The sequence below is a fragment of the Arthrobacter sp. ISL-85 genome (assembly GCF_018613675.1).
In the GTDB taxonomy this organism is placed as follows: domain Bacteria; phylum Actinomycetota; class Actinomycetes; order Actinomycetales; family Micrococcaceae; genus Arthrobacter.
Genome location: NZ_JAGGPQ010000018.1, coordinates 24,117 through 39,663 on the forward strand (window position 1 = coordinate 24,117; position 15,547 = coordinate 39,663).

Annotated in this window: 17 protein-coding genes and 1 tRNA gene; 10 read left to right on the forward strand and 8 right to left on the reverse strand. The window is 66.2% G+C overall.

Annotated features, from left to right (window positions below; genetic code table 11):
- Positions 1-36: 36 nt before the first annotated feature.
- Entirely contained in the window at positions 37-783 is a 747-nt protein-coding gene (locus J7I84_RS14330) for a phosphoglyceromutase (RefSeq protein WP_214945227.1), read from the reverse strand.
- 76 nt (positions 784-859) lie between these two features.
- Here J7I84_RS14330 and J7I84_RS14335 point away from each other — a divergent pair, with 76 nt between their 5' ends.
- Positions 860-1,705 (forward strand): class I SAM-dependent methyltransferase, encoded by an 846-nt coding sequence (locus J7I84_RS14335; protein WP_396020072.1) that lies wholly within the window; start codon positions 860-862, stop codon positions 1,703-1,705.
- A 4-nt stretch (positions 1,706-1,709) separates the two neighbouring features.
- Here J7I84_RS14335 and J7I84_RS14340 read toward each other — a convergent pair whose 3' ends face one another.
- The gene (locus tag J7I84_RS14340; protein WP_214945229.1) at positions 1,710-2,063 is read right to left on the reverse strand and encodes a DUF2516 family protein; all 354 of its coding nucleotides are present in this window, start codon (positions 2,061-2,063) and stop codon (positions 1,710-1,712) included.
- Between the two features lie 9 nt (positions 2,064-2,072).
- Positions 2,073-3,263 (reverse strand): PLP-dependent aspartate aminotransferase family protein, encoded by a 1,191-nt coding sequence (locus tag J7I84_RS14345; protein ID WP_214945230.1) that lies wholly within the window; start codon positions 3,261-3,263, stop codon positions 2,073-2,075.
- A gap of 133 nt (positions 3,264-3,396) precedes the next feature.
- On the opposite strand from J7I84_RS14345, the gene tmk reads away from it, so the two are divergent.
- The 4 genes from tmk to J7I84_RS14365 all read left to right on the forward strand — a co-directional run bounded on the left by tmk (position 3,397) and on the right by J7I84_RS14365 (position 7,009).
- Positions 3,397-4,107, forward strand: coding sequence for a dTMP kinase (gene tmk, locus J7I84_RS14350; RefSeq protein WP_311381147.1), 711 nt, complete (start codon positions 3,397-3,399; stop codon positions 4,105-4,107).
- The gene (locus J7I84_RS14355) at positions 4,104-5,267 is read left to right on the forward strand and encodes a DNA polymerase III subunit delta' (RefSeq protein WP_214945231.1); all 1,164 of its coding nucleotides are present in this window, start codon (positions 4,104-4,106) and stop codon (positions 5,265-5,267) included. Before tmk ends, J7I84_RS14355 begins: the two co-directional genes overlap by 4 nt.
- On the forward strand, positions 5,264-6,832 hold the full coding sequence (locus J7I84_RS14360) for an alpha/beta hydrolase (protein ID WP_214945232.1): 1,569 nt from the start codon (positions 5,264-5,266) through the stop codon (positions 6,830-6,832). The genes J7I84_RS14355 and J7I84_RS14360 overlap by 4 nt, the downstream gene beginning before the upstream one ends.
- A gap of 104 nt (positions 6,833-6,936) precedes the next feature.
- Positions 6,937-7,009 (forward strand) — tRNA-Thr (locus J7I84_RS14365).
- 81 nt (positions 7,010-7,090) lie between these two features.
- Here the strand turns inward: J7I84_RS14365 and J7I84_RS14370 are convergent.
- Positions 7,091-7,306 carry a hypothetical protein gene (locus tag J7I84_RS14370; protein WP_214945233.1) on the reverse strand — a complete coding sequence of 72 codons (216 nt, stop codon included), beginning with the start codon at positions 7,304-7,306 and terminating at the stop codon, positions 7,091-7,093.
- Between the two features lie 500 nt (positions 7,307-7,806).
- On the opposite strand from J7I84_RS14370, the gene J7I84_RS14375 reads away from it, so the two are divergent.
- Both J7I84_RS14375 and J7I84_RS14380 read left to right on the forward strand, forming a co-directional pair.
- Positions 7,807-8,598: a polysaccharide deacetylase family protein gene (locus tag J7I84_RS14375; protein WP_251046645.1), complete on the forward strand. Its 792-nt coding sequence runs from the start codon at positions 7,807-7,809 to the stop codon at positions 8,596-8,598.
- A 153-nt stretch (positions 8,599-8,751) separates the two neighbouring features.
- Complete coding sequence (locus J7I84_RS14380) at positions 8,752-9,393, forward strand: hypothetical protein (RefSeq protein ID WP_214945234.1); 642 nt, start codon at positions 8,752-8,754, stop codon at positions 9,391-9,393.
- Between the two features lie 33 nt (positions 9,394-9,426).
- On the opposite strand, the gene J7I84_RS14385 is transcribed toward J7I84_RS14380, so the two are convergent.
- Positions 9,427-10,668, reverse strand: coding sequence for an NAD(P)/FAD-dependent oxidoreductase (locus J7I84_RS14385; RefSeq protein WP_214945235.1), 1,242 nt, complete (start codon positions 10,666-10,668; stop codon positions 9,427-9,429).
- Between the two features lie 128 nt (positions 10,669-10,796).
- On the opposite strand from J7I84_RS14385, the gene J7I84_RS14390 reads away from it, so the two are divergent.
- From J7I84_RS14390 to J7I84_RS14400, 3 genes are all read left to right on the forward strand, one after another.
- Positions 10,797-11,795, forward strand: a complete 999-nt coding sequence (locus tag J7I84_RS14390) for a hypothetical protein (RefSeq protein ID WP_214945236.1) — start codon at positions 10,797-10,799, stop codon at positions 11,793-11,795.
- A gap of 75 nt (positions 11,796-11,870) precedes the next feature.
- On the forward strand, positions 11,871-12,956 hold the full coding sequence (locus tag J7I84_RS14395) for a hypothetical protein (protein WP_214945237.1): 1,086 nt from the start codon (positions 11,871-11,873) through the stop codon (positions 12,954-12,956).
- Positions 12,957-13,057: 101 nt separating this feature from the next.
- On the forward strand, positions 13,058-13,243 hold the full coding sequence (locus J7I84_RS14400) for a hypothetical protein (RefSeq protein WP_214945238.1): 186 nt from the start codon (positions 13,058-13,060) through the stop codon (positions 13,241-13,243).
- A 237-nt stretch (positions 13,244-13,480) separates the two neighbouring features.
- Here J7I84_RS14400 and J7I84_RS14405 read toward each other — a convergent pair whose 3' ends face one another.
- The 3 genes from J7I84_RS14405 to J7I84_RS14415 all read right to left on the reverse strand — a co-directional run bounded on the left by J7I84_RS14405 (position 13,481) and on the right by J7I84_RS14415 (position 15,519).
- Complete coding sequence (locus J7I84_RS14405) at positions 13,481-14,326, reverse strand: aldo/keto reductase (protein ID WP_214945239.1); 846 nt, start codon at positions 14,324-14,326, stop codon at positions 13,481-13,483.
- Between the two features lie 115 nt (positions 14,327-14,441).
- Positions 14,442-14,885 carry a hypothetical protein gene (locus J7I84_RS14410; protein ID WP_214945240.1) on the reverse strand — a complete coding sequence of 148 codons (444 nt, stop codon included), beginning with the start codon at positions 14,883-14,885 and terminating at the stop codon, positions 14,442-14,444.
- A gap of 7 nt (positions 14,886-14,892) precedes the next feature.
- Positions 14,893-15,519, reverse strand: a complete 627-nt coding sequence (locus J7I84_RS14415) for a bacterial proteasome activator family protein (RefSeq protein ID WP_214945241.1) — start codon at positions 15,517-15,519, stop codon at positions 14,893-14,895.
- Between the last annotated feature and the right edge of the window lie 28 nt (positions 15,520-15,547).

Consider the following 15,547-nt stretch of genomic DNA (forward strand, 5'->3'; position numbering starts at 1 on the left):
TGAGGTGGCCAGCCCGCCGTCGTACGGGTTAAGGTCTTATTTCTTGCCCTGGTTGGCGACGGCCAGGATAGCCTGTTCGGCGGCCTCGGGATCGAGGTAGGTGCCGCCGGGCTTGACGGGCTGGAAGTCGCCGTCGAGGTCGTAAACCAGCGGGATGCCGGTGGGGATGTTCAGGCCGGCAATGGCTTCATCGCTGATGCCGTCCAGGTGCTTGACCAGCGCGCGGAGCGAGTTGCCGTGGGCGGTGACCAGGACGGTCTTGCCGGCCTTGAGGTCTTCCTTGATGTCCGACTCCCAGTAGGGCAGGAGCCGGACCAGGACGTCCTTCAGGCACTCGGTGCGCGGGAGGGCGTCGCCCAGGTCCGCATACCGGGGGTCGTGGGCTTGGCTGAATTCGCTGTTGTCGTCCAGGGGCGGCGGCGGGGTGTCATAGGACCGGCGCCATTCCATGAACTGCTCTTCACCGTATTCGGCCAGGGTCTGGGCCTTGTCCTTGCCCTGCAGCGCACCGTAATGGCGTTCATTGAGGCGCCAGTCACGCTTGACCGGGATCCAGCCGCGGTCCGCCTTGTCCAGGGCGATGTTGGCGGTGTTGATGGCCCGCTTCAACAGGGAGGTGTAGAGCACGTCCGGGAGGATGTTGTTCTCCACCAGCAGCTCGCCGCCGCGCCCTGCTTCCGCGCGGCCCTGGTCGTTCAGGTCAACGTCCACCCAGCCGGTGAACAGGTTCTTGGCGTTCCATTCGCTGTGGCCGTGGCGCAGCAGAATCAGCTTGTAAGTCATGATTTTCATCCTAGCTGAGCGGGGTTGCCGCCCGCCCAGCGTTACAAGGCTTCGGAGGCAGGGATAGGGTTGGGCGGTGGTTCAAAAGGCTGAGCGGGTGAACGCCCCGCAACTCTCCGGACGGAGGCCCGCCGCCAGGCAGGGCCGGCCGGTGGGCAATGTGACCCGCGGGACCACCAACCCCAACCGGATGCGCCGGGTGGACCGTTGGCTGGCGGGACCGCAGGCCTGGCGCCTCAGGTCCGCGGCGGACCCGCTGGTGGTTGACCTGGGCTACGGCGCAACGCCCGCCACCGCCGTCGAACTCTATGAAAGGCTCGCAGCCGTCAGACCCGACGTGCGGGTCTGCGGGATCGAAATTGAGCCCGAGCGGGTCCGGGCAGCGCTTCCGCTGCAGCGTCCCCGGCTGACCTTCCAGGTGGGCGGCTTTGAACTGCCCGTTCCCGGGCGTCCTGTCCTGGTCCGGGCCTTTAATGTCCTGCGGCAGTACGAGGAAGCCGACGTGCAGGGCATCTGGCGGCTGGTGCAGGACCGGCTGTCACCCGGGGGCTTGTTCGTTGACGGCACGTGCGACGAAATCGGGCGACGGGTCACATGGGTGGCACTCGACCGGCACCGCCCGGTGTCCCTGAGCATCTCGGTGCGTTTCGGCAGTTTAGACCTGCCTTCCGAAGTGGCCGAGCGGCTTCCCAAAGCCCTGATCCACCGGAACGTTCCCGGTGAACCTGTGCATGCCTTCATGCAGGCGATGGACAGGGCATGGCTTGAGAGCGCGCCGCTTGCCTCATTTGGCAACAGGCAGCGCTGGGTGGGCATGTGCCGCAGCCTGCGCGACACCGGGTGGCCGGTCCACGACGGCCCCGCCAGATGGCGGCTTGGCGAGCTCACGGTGGACTGGGAGGCAGTGGCCCCGCTGGGTTAGGGAATCACCAGGGGCCGTACGGGCCCATGTTGCGGCTGCCGCCGCGGCCTGCATCCTTCACTGCGGGGCGGACATCTGCCAGGTAGACGGAGGCGGCCACAACCGCGCCCAGACCGAACAGGCCCAGGGTGCTGAAGAGGCCTCCGCCGGCCCCGAACAGCGAAATCACGCCAACCAAAGCCGACGCACCGGTCAGGGCAAGCCAGAAGGTCTTGGTCCGTTTGCCGGTGGCTTCGAAGGCGTTGGCCTTGTGCCGGGCGCAGTCCACGAACGCCCACAGTTCAAGCCCCAGGGCCACGAGGCCAAGGATGAAGAAGACTGCCTGCTCCACGTACGCAATGATTATTCGACCGTCCACAAGCCCAGCCTAGCCGCCCAGCGTGTGCAGCGCCTGCTCCAGGTCAGCCCAGAGGTCCTCAACGCTCTCCACCCCAACGCTCAGCCGTACCAGGTTCTCGGGGACGCTGACGGGCTCGGCCGAGTGCCGCCGTCGGCGTTCGATCAGCGACTCCACACCGCCCAGGGACGTGGCAGGCAGCCAGAGATCCAGCGCCTGCACCAGTTTGTCCGCCGCGTCAGCACCGCTGAGGCCTGCCGTGGGCGCCACCTGGACGCAGATGATGGAACCAAACCCCTTCATCTGCTCTTTGGCGCGGACGTGGCCTGGATCGGAATCGAGCCCGGGGAACCGGATGGATTCGATGGCCGGGTGCGCGGCGAGGCGTTCCGCCAGGACCATCGCGGACTCCTGGGACCGCTCCACCCGAAGGGCGAGGGTCCGCAGGCCGCGCAGTGCAAGCCATGCTTCAAAGGGACCGGCGATGGCGCCGTGGATGATGCGGTGGTGCAGCAGGTCGGACCGGATCTCAGGGTTGGAGGTGACCAGCGCGCCGAGGACGACGTCGGAGTGCCCGGCCAGGTACTTGGTCACCGAGTGGAGGACGACGTCGGATCCGAGCAACAGGGGCTGCTGCACCAAGGGCGTGGAGAAGGTGTTGTCCGTGACGACGATGGCGCCGGCGGCATGCGCGGCCTCTGCGACGGCGGCCATGTCCGCTATTCCGAGCATGGGGTTGGTGGGGCTCTCCAACCACAGCATGGCGGCGGCCTTGCACGAGGGACCTTGGGGCGCGAGTGCGTCCTTGACCGCATCGGTGTCGGCGATGTCCACCGTCCGGAGCTCAATGAAGCCCTTTTGGGCGAGTTCCGAGGCCATCACCAGGGAGCCGGAGTAGCTGTGGTTGGGCATGACCAGCACACCGCCGGCGGGGATCAGGGACAATGCGGAGCTGACCGCTGCCAGTCCCGATGCATAGAGCAGGCCAGGCAGCGTGGATGCCTCGAGCTGGCCAAGCGCTTCCTCGAAGGGATCCCAGGTGGGGTTGGAGTAGCGGCCGTAACCCCGGTCGCCATCACCGAGCGGGCCGGTCCCGAAGTAAGTGGAGGAAAGGGTAATGGGAGGATTGACCGGCTGGTCCCTTTCGCGCGGCGGACGCCCCGCCGCAACCACCACGGTCTGGGGCGAAAGGGATGCGGCCTGGTGTTCGGAAAGACTCATGGGCAAAAGCGTACTGTTCCTGCCATTTGGGCCGAAAAGGGGTGTCGCTTCGTGGACGCTGGTCCTTCCACCCGTCCTGCACAGGGAGTATGTGGAGGCCTAAAATGTCCCCGCGCCTCGGTAGGCTTGAGAAGTGAACAAACAGAGGGCCGGCGTATTCATCGCATTCGAAGGTGGCGATGGTGCCGGCAAGTCCACCCAGGCGGCCCGGCTGGCGGCGGCACTGGAATCCCGGGGCTACACCGTACTGCGTACCCGTGAGCCCGGCGGGACCCCGGTCGGCGAAAAGCTGCGGTCGTTGGTGCTGGACCACGGCAACGGTGACATCGACGCCCACACGGAAGCCCTCATCTTTGCGGCTTCCCGCGCCGCCCACGCCAGCCAGGTCATCCGCCCCGCCCTCGGCCGTGGCGAGATTGTGCTGACTGACCGGTACATCGACTCCTCCGTGGCCTACCAGGGGGCGGGCCGCGACCTGGGCCAGGACGCCGTGCGTTCCCTCAATGAGTGGGCCACCTCGGGCCTCGAGCCGCACCTGACGGTCCTCCTCGACGTCGACCCGCAACTGGGGCGCCTCCGCCGGACCGTGGGCCAGGCGGCGGAAGACCGGCTCGAATCCGAAGCTGACGAGTTCCATGCCCGGATCCGGGACGCTTTCCTTAACCTGGCGGCAAGCCGCCCCGCCTCATATTTGGTCCTCCCGGCCCACCTGCCGGTTAACGAGTTGGCGGGGCAAATCCTCGCCCGGGTCGATGCCCTGCTTGATACTCCCCCCGCAGCAGCTCAGGATGCAGTGCAACTACCGGCAGTGCGGGGAGCAGCACAGCATGGCGGTGGATCGTGACCGTTTGGGATGACCTCCAGGGCCAGCCCGCGGTCGTCGAGCAACTGCGCCAGGCCGCAAGCGGTGAAAGCCTTACGCATGCCTGGCTGTTCACAGGTCCGCCGGGGTCCGGCCGTTCCAATGCGGCCAAGGCGTTCGCGGCCGCGTTGAACTGCGACCAGGAGGACGTGCGCCTGCGTGGCTGCGGGCAGTGCCAGGCATGCCGCACCATTTTGGGCGAAACGCATTCAGACGTGACGTTCGTGCGCACCGAAAAAGTCACTATCACCATTGACGAAGCCCGTGAACTGGTAGCGACGGCGGGAAACCGGCCGTCTTCGGGGCGTTGGCGGATCATTGTGGTGGAGGATGCCGACCGCATGGCCGAACGCACCACAAACGTGCTGCTCAAGGCCATCGAGGAACCTACTCCCCGCACCGTCTGGATGCTGTGTGCGCCGTCGCCGGCCGACGTCCTGGTGACTATCCGCTCGCGTTGCCGCAGCGTTGCCTTGCGGCTGCCGCCAGCCTCGGACGTTGCAGCCCTCTTGGTCAGGCGCGACCACGTGGACCCTGCCCTCGCGGAACAGGCAGCCCGTGCCGCGCAAAGCCACGTGGGCATTGCCCGCCGGCTGGCCAGGGATCCTGCCGCGAGGGAACGTCGCCTGGAGACGGTCCGCTTTCCGCTCGGACTGCGCGGCGTAACGGCAGCGGTCATGATGGCGGACAAGCTGGTCAAGATTGCCACTGCAGAGGCCAACAGTTCCAACGAGGAGCGGGACGCTGCGGAGAAGACAGCCCTCCTCGCCACCCTGGGAGCGCCGGAGTCCGGAACCTTGCCCCCAGCCATGCGCAGCCAGTTAAAACAGCTCGAAGACGACCAGAAGCGGCGGGCCAAGAGATCCATCACAGATTCCCTGGACCGGACGCTTACCGACTTACTGTCTTTTTACCGGGACGTACTGGTCATCCAGATGGGGAACGCTGTGGAATTGGTCAACGTTGAGTTGAGGAGTGAGCTGGAGGAGTTCGCCGCCCGCACCACTCCGGAAGCCACGCTGGCCCGAATGGATGCCATCAACAAAGCCCGCGAACGCATCACCACCACCAACGTTGCCCCGCTGCTGACCATAGAGTCCATGGCGGCCAGCCTGATCCAGCCCTCCAAGGAGACCCGATGACTGCCCGCCCCCTGCCCGCACGCCACAGGTTCCTGCCGGTAGCCATCCGCGCCGCGGGCGCCATGGCCCTGGCCATGGTCCTGGCCTCGTGCAGCCTCCTCAACGGTGGAGGAAAAAACGCACCGGAGGCGGCTACCGCCAAGGCAGATCCTTCCATCGTGGCCTCCGCTCCTGCCGGGCTGGAAAAGTTCTACTCGCAGGAGGTCGTCTGGCAGCCCTGCGAAGGGGAATTCCAGTGCGCCAAAGTGACCGTCCCCATGGACTACGCCAACCCGGGCGGCGACACCATCCAGCTGGCCGCGCTTCGGGCGCCGAGCACGGGTAAGAAGACCGGCAGCCTCTTGGTCAACCCGGGCGGTCCGGGTGCCTCCGGTTACGACTTCGTCAAGGACGCTGCCGGAATCCATTTTTCAGCTGCCGTCCGCAACGCCTACGATCTTGTGGGTTTCGATCCACGCGGTGTGAAGCGCTCCGCCCCCGTCACCTGCATGACGGATGCGGAACGCGACGCCTCCAGGGCCAAGACCTACGCCCTCGAAACCGATACCGGGCTGCAGGCGGCACTGGCGGACAACAAGGCCATAGCCGCCCAGTGTGCGGCGCAAACAGGCCCGGTCCTGGCGCACATTGACACCGTCAGCGCTGCCAAGGACCTGGACGTGCTCCGTGCTGTGGTGAACGACACCAAGCTCAACTACCTGGGGTACTCCTACGGCACATTCCTCGGGTCCACCTACGCCTCGCTCTTCCCGGACAACGTGGGCCGCATGGTCCTTGATGGCGCCCTGGACCCATCCATCAGCAATGAAGAGCTGACCAGCGGCCAGGCCCGCGCCTTTGAAAAAGCCCTCCACACCTACGTTGCCAGCTGCCAGAAGCAGAGCAAGTGCCCTTTGAGCGGTGACGCGGACTCCGGCGTGCAGCAGATCCGGGACCTTATCAACGCTGTCCAGGAAACGCCCCGCACCGCAAAGGACGGGCGTCTGGTCAATGCCACCACGTTTGTCAGCGGCCTGATTACCCCGCTGTACAACGACCAGAGCTGGCCGGCCCTCACCCAGGCGTTGGAGGCCGCCATGTCCGGAGACGTAAGCCTCATGCTCCGGCTCGCCGACCTCGGCGCAGACCGCGGGCCCGACGGAAAGTACACGTCCAATTCGACGTTCGCGTTCAACGCGGTCAACTGCCTTGACTACCCCATGGTTTCGGACGCGGCGGGCATGCGGGCGGAGGAGAAGCGGCTGGAACAGGATTCCCCAACCCTTGGCTACTTCTTTGCCTACGGCGGGACCACATGCGCGGACTGGCCGTACAAGAACGTCCGCACGCCGGCGCCGGCGAAATACAGCGGGGACTCCCCCATCGTGGTTGTCGGCACCACCGGCGATCCCGCAACCCCCGTTGACTGGGCTGCGTCCCTGCGCAAGCAGCTGGGGAACGCTGCGCTGCTGACATGGAAGGGCGAGGGGCACACCGCCTACGGCCGGGCCAACAGCTGCCTCGAGGACTCCGTAGACAACTACCTGGTGGGTGGCAAGCTTCCCGCCGACAACACGGTGTGCTGAACGCCCCACCTGCGTCCTTCCACCCCATTTTGACCGGGGCGAGGGGACTCTATTACAGTTGACTCTTGCATGAAGCGCCCGGTTCCACCGGGATGTCATGCGGTGCTTCCTTAGCTCAGTCGGTAGAGCGTTTCACTCGTAATGAAAAGGTCATCAGTTCGATTCTGATAGGAAGCTCGGGATAAACCCCGGACAGCCCCTTGTTTCAGGGGTTTCCGGGGTTTTTCGCTGGTTAAGCGGATGGTGCTGCCGGAGCCGTCAGGTCCTTGGCTGCTCACTTATTTTTGATCTGATGAAGTCCTGGTCCTCGCGGGAAATGGCTGCCTCGCCATGCAGCCCGGTAGGAAGGCTCTCACCGGTTTCCTTTGAGATCACCGCGGTAATCGTTCGTGGAAGTATCTGGCATCCCGGGTTATCGATAAGCCACTTCTGGGTGGCCGGGTCCAGGTGGCCCCAACGGTCCTTGAGGTTCATTGCTGGATGTTCCCTCCGTGCTCAGGTATCAGAGCTGGTGCCCTGTGACGGGCGCTTTGCCCATCCCAAACTCCAAGTAAAACGTCCCCGTAGACGGGGTAACAGGGACCAAAGTCCCCTGCCACAGCCGTTTATTACGGCCGCCGCCCCGGCGCCGGGCAAGGTTCAGGAAATAGCAACGCAGCCAAGGTATCCTCCCGGTATGATTCCCTGCTTTCAGGCTGCTGTTCCGCGCGCCGCGTCCTGCGACGCTGCATTTCCGGCATATCGCAGCATCCTGGTACCGCCACGTCCGCAGGCCAAGGCCGGGGAAGCTTGACACGCGCCGCACGCCGGCCCGGAAAAGGGATTTAGCGGTGGAACCACATGTCCCGCGGCACCTGAGCCAGGATGGGAAAGGCCCCGGCCGCAGGGCGGTGTTGCTGGCGGCAGTGCTGACATTGTCTGCCGCGGTGCCCGACCTTCAGCCGCACCAAAGGCAAGCATCCAGGGAACCGGACATGCCGGTGCCCGACGATGGCGCGCCGGACCTCAGCTCGGCGGTCCTGCACTCCGGTCCCGACGGCGACGAGCCCGCCCCCAGCACCGCGGCACCCCTGCCGTCACGCGCGCAGATTGTCGAGACTTTTGGGAAGCACCCGGCCCAATACTGGGGCTTGGAGGCTCCCGGCGTCATCACGCGGCTGCCGCCCGGCGCACCGGGAATCGCCCTCACTTTCGATTTTTGCGGTGGCCCCGGCGGCAGCGGCTACGATCAGGCACTGCTCGACGCGTTGCGCCAACGCCACATCCCGGCCACGCTCTTCCTGAATTCGCGGTGGATGGCAGCCAACCCCGCCACGACCCGGCAGCTGGCAGCAGACCCGCTCTTTGAGGTCGCCAACCACGGAACTTCCCATAAGCCGCTGTCCACCACCGGCAACACGGCCTACGGCATTTCCGGCACCAGGAATGTGGCCGAAGTCTACGACGAGATCATGCCGAACGACGAAGCCCTGGCAGGCGTCATCGGCAAGCGTCCCAGGTATTTCCGCCCAGGCACGGCGTACATGGACGACGTCGCCACGGACATCCTGGGCGCGTTGGGTGTGAAGCCGGTGGGCTTCAGCATCAATGGCGACGGAGGCGCAACCTTTCCAGCCGCCGTCGTAGCTAAAGAGGTGGGAAAGGCCCGGGCAGGGGACGTCGTGATCTGCCACGGGAACCACCCGAACGGCGGAACAGCGGAAGGTGTGAAACAGGCCGTGGACAAGTTTCTGGCAGCAGGAATGTCCTTCGCCCACCTGCCCTGAGGTACCTGCCCTGAGGTATCTCCGCCCGGGACACTGGACCCGCGCGGCTCCGGCTGGCGGGCTGCCTCCCGATCCGATACGTTGACAGCGAAGCCCAGGCAAGCCGCACCGGGTGGCCCCTGTCCGGCCGGTGCTGAACGTTAGGAATTCCTCATGCCGGAACAACATGACATCCCCGCAATCGGTTGGGTTCCCGCCTGGGCAGACCTCCAGGAACGCAACGCGGATCCCATCGATGCCGGCTTCATAATCCACGCCGGCATGGGGCAGGGGTCCGCGGGACGTGAGTATGTGGCGGCTTGGCCGGGGCGTGACGCCGAGAAGTTCGCCGGCATGGCCGCGGGCGGGTCCGGCGTCCGCCTCACCCTGCTTTGCGCCGACACCGACGCCGCACAGGGCGTAGCGACCGGAGGCCTCACCGCTGTGGCCGAGCGGATCCTGCTGATGGCTCCGACGGCCGAGCTGAACACGGACGTGGAGTTGCCTCCCAACTCCCAGGTGGCCCTGGCACCCATGGAGACGTACGACGCCGTCGAGGTCACGGTTTTCGACCACCCTGTCGCCAAGGGACGCATCCAGGTGCGGGACGATTTCGCCGCTGTGGCCATCACCGAACTCCCCCAGGGACCGCAGAAGGAGGCCTTCGAACGCGGCCTGTTCGCGGCGATGGCAGAGGAGGCGTTCCTCCATGGCGCCGAGTACCTGCATATGGTGGTCGAGCCGGATGCGGCTGCCCCTTACGAGGCTACCGGTTGGGCCGTGGCGGGACGCCTCCTAAGTTTCCAGAAGAACTGACGGCGGCAGCCCGGGCCCAACGACGCCGCGCGGCTAATCCGGCCGGCCCACCACCACCTGGGACGGACTGTGGGTGACGTAGCCATTGGCCCAGGAAAACAGCGCCCTGACTTTCTGCTGGAATCCGGGCAGCAGCGCCAGGTGGACCGCCAACCATGACACGAAGGCCAGGGGACCCTGCAGTTGCAGACGCCGGCGCCCCAGTTCCGCGACTGCTGCGCCGCGTCCCACCATGGCCATGTACCCCTTGTCCCAGTAACGGAAGGGCTCCCGCACGCCACCGGTAAGGTCCGCATAGATATTCCGGGCCGCCCACTTACCCGACTGCTGGGCCACGGACCCGAGCTGCGGCAACTTGTTCCCGGTGGCGTCGGTGATATTGGCGGAGTCGCCCAAGACGTAGACGCCGTCGAGGTCGGGGACTGTCAGATCGGGATGCACGTCCACCCGCCCGCCCCTGCCCTGTTTCATGCCGGACTCGGTGATGATCCGCCCGGCCTGCAGGCCGCCGGCCCACACCACAATCCGGGCAGGGATGACGGTCCCGTCCTTGAGGGTTACACCGTTGGGGCGGACTTCACCCACGGCCTGGCCCATGTGCAGCTGAACGCCCAGTTTTGTCAGGCGGTCCCGCGCATACGCCTGCGACTTCTCCGAAAAAGCGGCAAGTACGTTTGGAACCATATCCACGAGGTGGACATGGCATCGTGCGGCCAGCTCGGGCGAGAAGTACTTGGGCACGAGGTATTTGACGTTTTCCGCCAGCGCGCCGGCGGTCTCGACGCCGGTGGGCCCCCCGCCAACCACAATCACGTCAGCGTCCGCGCCGGGTTCGCGGTCGGCCTCGTCCATGATGGCGGTGATGGCCGCGCTGAGCTTCGTTGCGTCCGCCACCGAGTACAGCGGGTAGGCATGCTCGTCGGCGCCGGGGGTGTTAAAGAAGTTCGGCACTGCCCCCGTGGCAATGACCAGGGCCTGCGCCCGGTAAGTGGACCCGTCCGCGGTGGTGACGGCGCGGTTGGCCGCGTCGATGGCGGTCACCTCAGCCGTCAGGACCCGGACGCTTTTGATCCCGCGGAATTCCGATCTGAGGGGCCGGGTGACTGTGGAAACCCCGATCTGGGATGCAGCCACCTGGTAGAGGAGTGGCTGGAACTGTTGGTAGTTGTTGGCGTCAAGCAGCAGAACCCGGACGCCCTTACGGCCCAACTCCTCAGCCGCCGTCTTCCCGGCAAAACCCCCGCCAACCACGATGACCTGATATGAATCGTCCATTCCAGAAACGTACCCCTCCCGGCGGATGACTAAAAGGGTGCATTTGCCGCTGCCCTGATGTGGAAGGCTTAAGTCCGGTTCGGAAGGACCTGCAGAATCGCGGATTGCCCGGCGCCTAGGATGGCGTCATGGAAGACGAAGCCCTGGCTGACATTGCGGATCGGCTGTATGCCGGGGCATTGGACGACTTCGTTGCCGAGCGGGCTGCGGCCGCAAAGGAGGTTGCCACCCAGGACAAGGATCTGGCCGCAGCGGTCCGAGGCCTGCCGAAACCCTCCGTCGCCGCATGGGCGCTCAACATGCTTGCCCGGCACCGGCCGGACGTGTTGGACGGGCTGGGCGAACTTGGTACGCGGATGCGGGCAGCCCAGGACTCGCTGGACGCCCCTGCCCTCCGTGAGCTGGGCCGTGAGCGGCGCACCATGCTCGCTGACGCCGTCGACATTGCCCGCTCTGTTGCCCAGGAGCAGGGCCGTGCCATCGGCGACGCGATGGCTTCCGACGTCGAGGAGACCCTCAGGGCATTGACGGCAGACATCGGTGCCGCCAATGCCGTGGCCAGCGGCCGGCTGCTGAAGGTCCTGTCCGCTGACGGCGTCAACGACGTCGACCTGGATGGGACGGTAGCCCTCCCCGGGCTGCTTCCGGCTCCATCCGCCCGAAACGCCGGCGCTCCCCCGGCTGCATGGAGGTCCACAGCACCAAAGGCGGCGGCGAAGGTGACAGCGCCGAAGACGCGGACGACGCCGGCACGTGGCTCCCAGGCAACGGCCGCCAAGCCCCGGCTGGAGGCAGTCCGGCAGACTCCCCGGCCGGCCTCGCCGCCAGCGCTGGAACGGGCCAAGGCGGCCCTTGCCGAAGCCCGGGCTGCCGAAGAGGAGGCGACACGCCTGGCGGCGGATCTGCAGGACCAGGAGGAGCAGACAAAGGCGCATATCGCCGAATTACAGCAGGAAACGTTGGAGCTGCGGACCCGGCTCAAGGCGGCCGAAGAACGACTGGAGCGCTCCCGCAAGCGGCTTGCCACCACCGCGGCCGAAGCGAAACAAGCCGCGCGGGCGGCCGACAAAGCCAGCCGGACGGCCATGCTGGCCCAGGAACGCGTGCTCCGCCTGGGCAGGAACTGAAAGAAGCCGGCGGCCTGCGCCCGGGCTGAACGATTGCCTCTCGCCCCAGGCCAAGCCGCGACCTACTCTGGAGCTATGGACGCAGCAGCAGCTCACGCCTTTGCGGTTCCGCCGGTGTCCGTTCACCGTTCCACCACCGCCGGCGAAGACGTCATCACCCTGGTCGCCGGCGTCTGGCTCCTCACCGGGACCTACGTTGACGGCTGGGCCCACAACAACCTCAGGAACCTTGAGACGTTCTTCACTCCGTGGCACGCGGTCCTCTACTCCGGCTTCGCTGCCTGCGCCGTCTGGATCGCCACGCTAACCTGGCGCCGGCACGCACCCGGTACGCGGTGGACCGACGCCGTCCCCGCCGGATACGGGCCCGCGGTGGGCGGAGTCTTGCTATTCCTCGCCTCCGGAGTTGCCGACTTCGCTTGGCACTCCGTGTTCGGGATCGAGCAGAACATCAGCGCGCTGTTCAGTCCGTCCCATCTGGGCCTGGCCACCGGCGGCTTCCTCATCCTGGGCGCACCGTTCTCAGCCGCGTGGCAGGCGCCGGCCCAGCCGGGGGCCCGGCTGATACCGGCATTAGCCAGCGCCATGCTCGCCGGAATGGTTGCCGCGTTCATCCTGCAGGAGTTCGCGGTCTTCGCCCGGCATGGGCTCATCCAGACATACACAACCGCGGCCGGGGCGCAGCCCGCGGTGACAGTCCCGACGTCCTCGAGCATCATGGTGTCCCTGGCAACGTTCCTCGTCTCGACGTTCGCCCTCTTCGTACCCGTCCTGCTGCTTTCGCTGCGGTGGCGCCTGCACTTTGTGGTGCCCGCAGCAATGGCCCTTATCCCCTCCGCAGCCCTCCAGGTCATGGTTGCCCTGCGGGACGCCTGGCTGGTGCCGGTTGCCCTGGCCGGTTCCATCCTTGTGGGAGCGGTGTGGGCGGTAATCCGGCCCACCCCTGGCCACCCCGCACGGCTCATGACCGCGGCAGGCCTCATCCCCATCGTGTTCTGGGCCCCCTATTTCGCCGGTGTGGCGCTCCACGACGGCGCGCTCAGTTTCTCCCCCGAGATCTGGAGCGGAACACTCGTTTGGACCGGGCTGGGAATGCTGGCGCTGGCCGCACTGACCCTGAAGGTCCGGGGTGCCGCAATCCCGGACCACGCCGCCCGGTAATCAGGCGGCAGGGGTTGCATTCTGCAACCCGGGGCGGCGTCTATCCACAACACGCGGGCTTGGTTCCTAAGAATGTCAGACCCCGGTTGCAGACTGGATTTATGGAGAACCAAGCTGTTCAGGAATTTCACGTAACGTACTTCGACGCCGACCGCGGCCGGGCACACTCCGAGGTCTTCGAGACGCTCGAAGAGGCTGAGCGCTTCGCCTGCAGGCACTGCCACGGCGAAGACAACTGGGCCGTGGTGGACTCCGTCACCGTGGACCACATCCAGTTGGCTGCCTGACCGGCCACGTCCGCCCAGCCACACGTCTGCCCGTCCACCCCTGCACCCGTGCACCCGTGCACCCGTGCCGGGCATAGCCAGGTTAACGGCATCAGCCCGTGCTGCCTGGCGGTTGCCGGCAGCACGGGCTGACGCTGGTCTGGGGCGGGTGTCCGCCAGCCAAGTGGGCCGGCCTCGCCGCCCACGGGACCAGGCGAAGTCCGGACAAAGCGAACTCTGTACTAGGCGAAGTCCGTACTAGGCGAAGTCGGAGACCGCCGGATCGGCTCCGATGCGGCCTTCGCCGGCGGCAGTCCGGTCCAGATTGTTGATGGCTTCAACGTCCCCTGCATCCAGGGAGACCTCAAGTGCTGCGAAGTTCTCCTTGATGCGCGACTCGGTCACGGACTTGGGGATGACCACGTTGCCGATCGCGAGGTGCCAGGCGATGACCACCTGGGCAGGTGTGGCCTGGTGCTTGCCAGCGATGGACGCGATGGCCGGGTCCTTCAGCAGCTCGCCACCCTGGCCCAACGGGGACCAGGCCTGGGTCAGGATGCCTTTGGACGCGCCGAATTCACGCAGTTCGCGCTGGCTGAAGTAAGGGTGCAGTTCGATCTGGTGGATGGCCGGAACCACGCCCGTTTCATCGATGATGCGCTGCAGGCCCTCAACGGTGAAGTTGGAGACGCCGATGGACTTGACCCGGCCGCGCTTCTGGAGCTCGATTAGCGCCTTCCAGGTGTCAACGTACTTGTCCTGCTTGGGCTGCATCCAGTGGATCAGGTAGAGGTCCAGCGTTTCCAGGCCGAGCCGGTCCATGGATTCCTCGAAGGCGGCCAGGGTGGATTCGTAGCCCTGGTCCGCGTTCCACAGCTTGGTGGTAATGAAGATCTCTTCCGGCGACAGGCCCGAGCTGGCGATGGCACGGCCTACGCCTGCCTCGTTACCGTAGATCTTTGCGGTGTCGATGTGGCGGAAGCCGGCTTCGAACGCCTGGCGGACAACCTTTTCAGCCACGTCGTCCTCAACCTGCCACACACCGTAGCCGAGCTGGGGGATCGTGTTTCCGTCGTTGAAAGTCAAGGTAGGTGAAAGAGTCATGAACCAATCCTGCCAAGGCCCTGGAGCCGAGCGCGTCGATTAGGGGCCCTGTCAGCCAGCCGCTTAAAAGAAAAGTATGCTTCCGAATCGGGAATAATTCCGAACGCTTGCTCAACTATTCCCTGTGAAGCTGCCTCTCGGCGTCGTCCACCTGCTGGAAGACGGACTCAGCGCGGCGGTGGACGGACGCTGCACCCACCGGGACCGGCCCCACGGCGAGCCGCAGCATTGCTGCCGCTTCGGCCGTAGTCGCCAGCGAATTTCCTGCCTTGGACAGGGATCTGTGGACGTCCGCCAGGCCGGCCGGTATGTCCAGCCCTTCGCTGGGGGCACGCCGCTGTGCCTCCATGCACACCGCCCGGACGCGCGGCAGCAGGGCAGCGAGCTGGTTGGCGATGTCCACCAGCTCGCCGTACAGCCGGTCGTCCTCCACGCCCTCAAGCACCTGATGGAAGCGGTCCAGTCCCCGGTGGAAGCGGTCGTGCGCACGGCGCCACAACCCCTTGCCCAGTTCCGCGTCGTCCTTGCGCCCCTGCCTGGCGGCGCTGAAAAAGCCCAAGCGGAGCCTACAGGTACTGGCCCGGGCCGTGGTCCGGGTCCTCACGCTGGCCGGGCCGCGCCGGCTGCCCCGGCCGGGCTCCGGCCGCGGCGCGCTGTGGCTCGCCGTTTTCACCGATGACCACGCCGGGCGCAATCATGGTGCCCGGCGGCAGCTGGCGCAGCTGCAGCTGTGCCGCCGCATGTTCGCGGGCTGCGTTCTGGGCGGCGATGGCCGTCTGGATCCCGTGGAACAGCCCCTCAAGCCAGCCCACCAGCTGGGCCTGGGCGATCCGGAGCTCGGCGTCGGAGGGCGTGGCCTCGTCGGAGAAGGGCAGGCTGATCCGGTCCAGTTCCGCCACCAGCTCCGGAGCCAGCCCGTCCTCAAGCTCCTTGATGGAGCGTTCGTGGATGGCAGCGAGCCGGCCCCTCGCGGCGTCGTCCAGCGGTGCGGACTTCACCTCTTCGAGGAGCTGCCGGATCATGGTGCCGATCCGCATCACCTTGGCAGGCTCATCCACCAAATCCTGCAGGTTGCTGCCCCGCGGCCTGCCGCCCCCGTCAGTGGGGGCCTGAAGAGGAGCCTCGCTGTCATCAACGGGAGTGCCTTCTACCGGGAGGTCCTCAGCTGCCTGAGTGTCTTTGGGATCGCTCATGCGTTCATACTCTCACGGCCCAACCGCG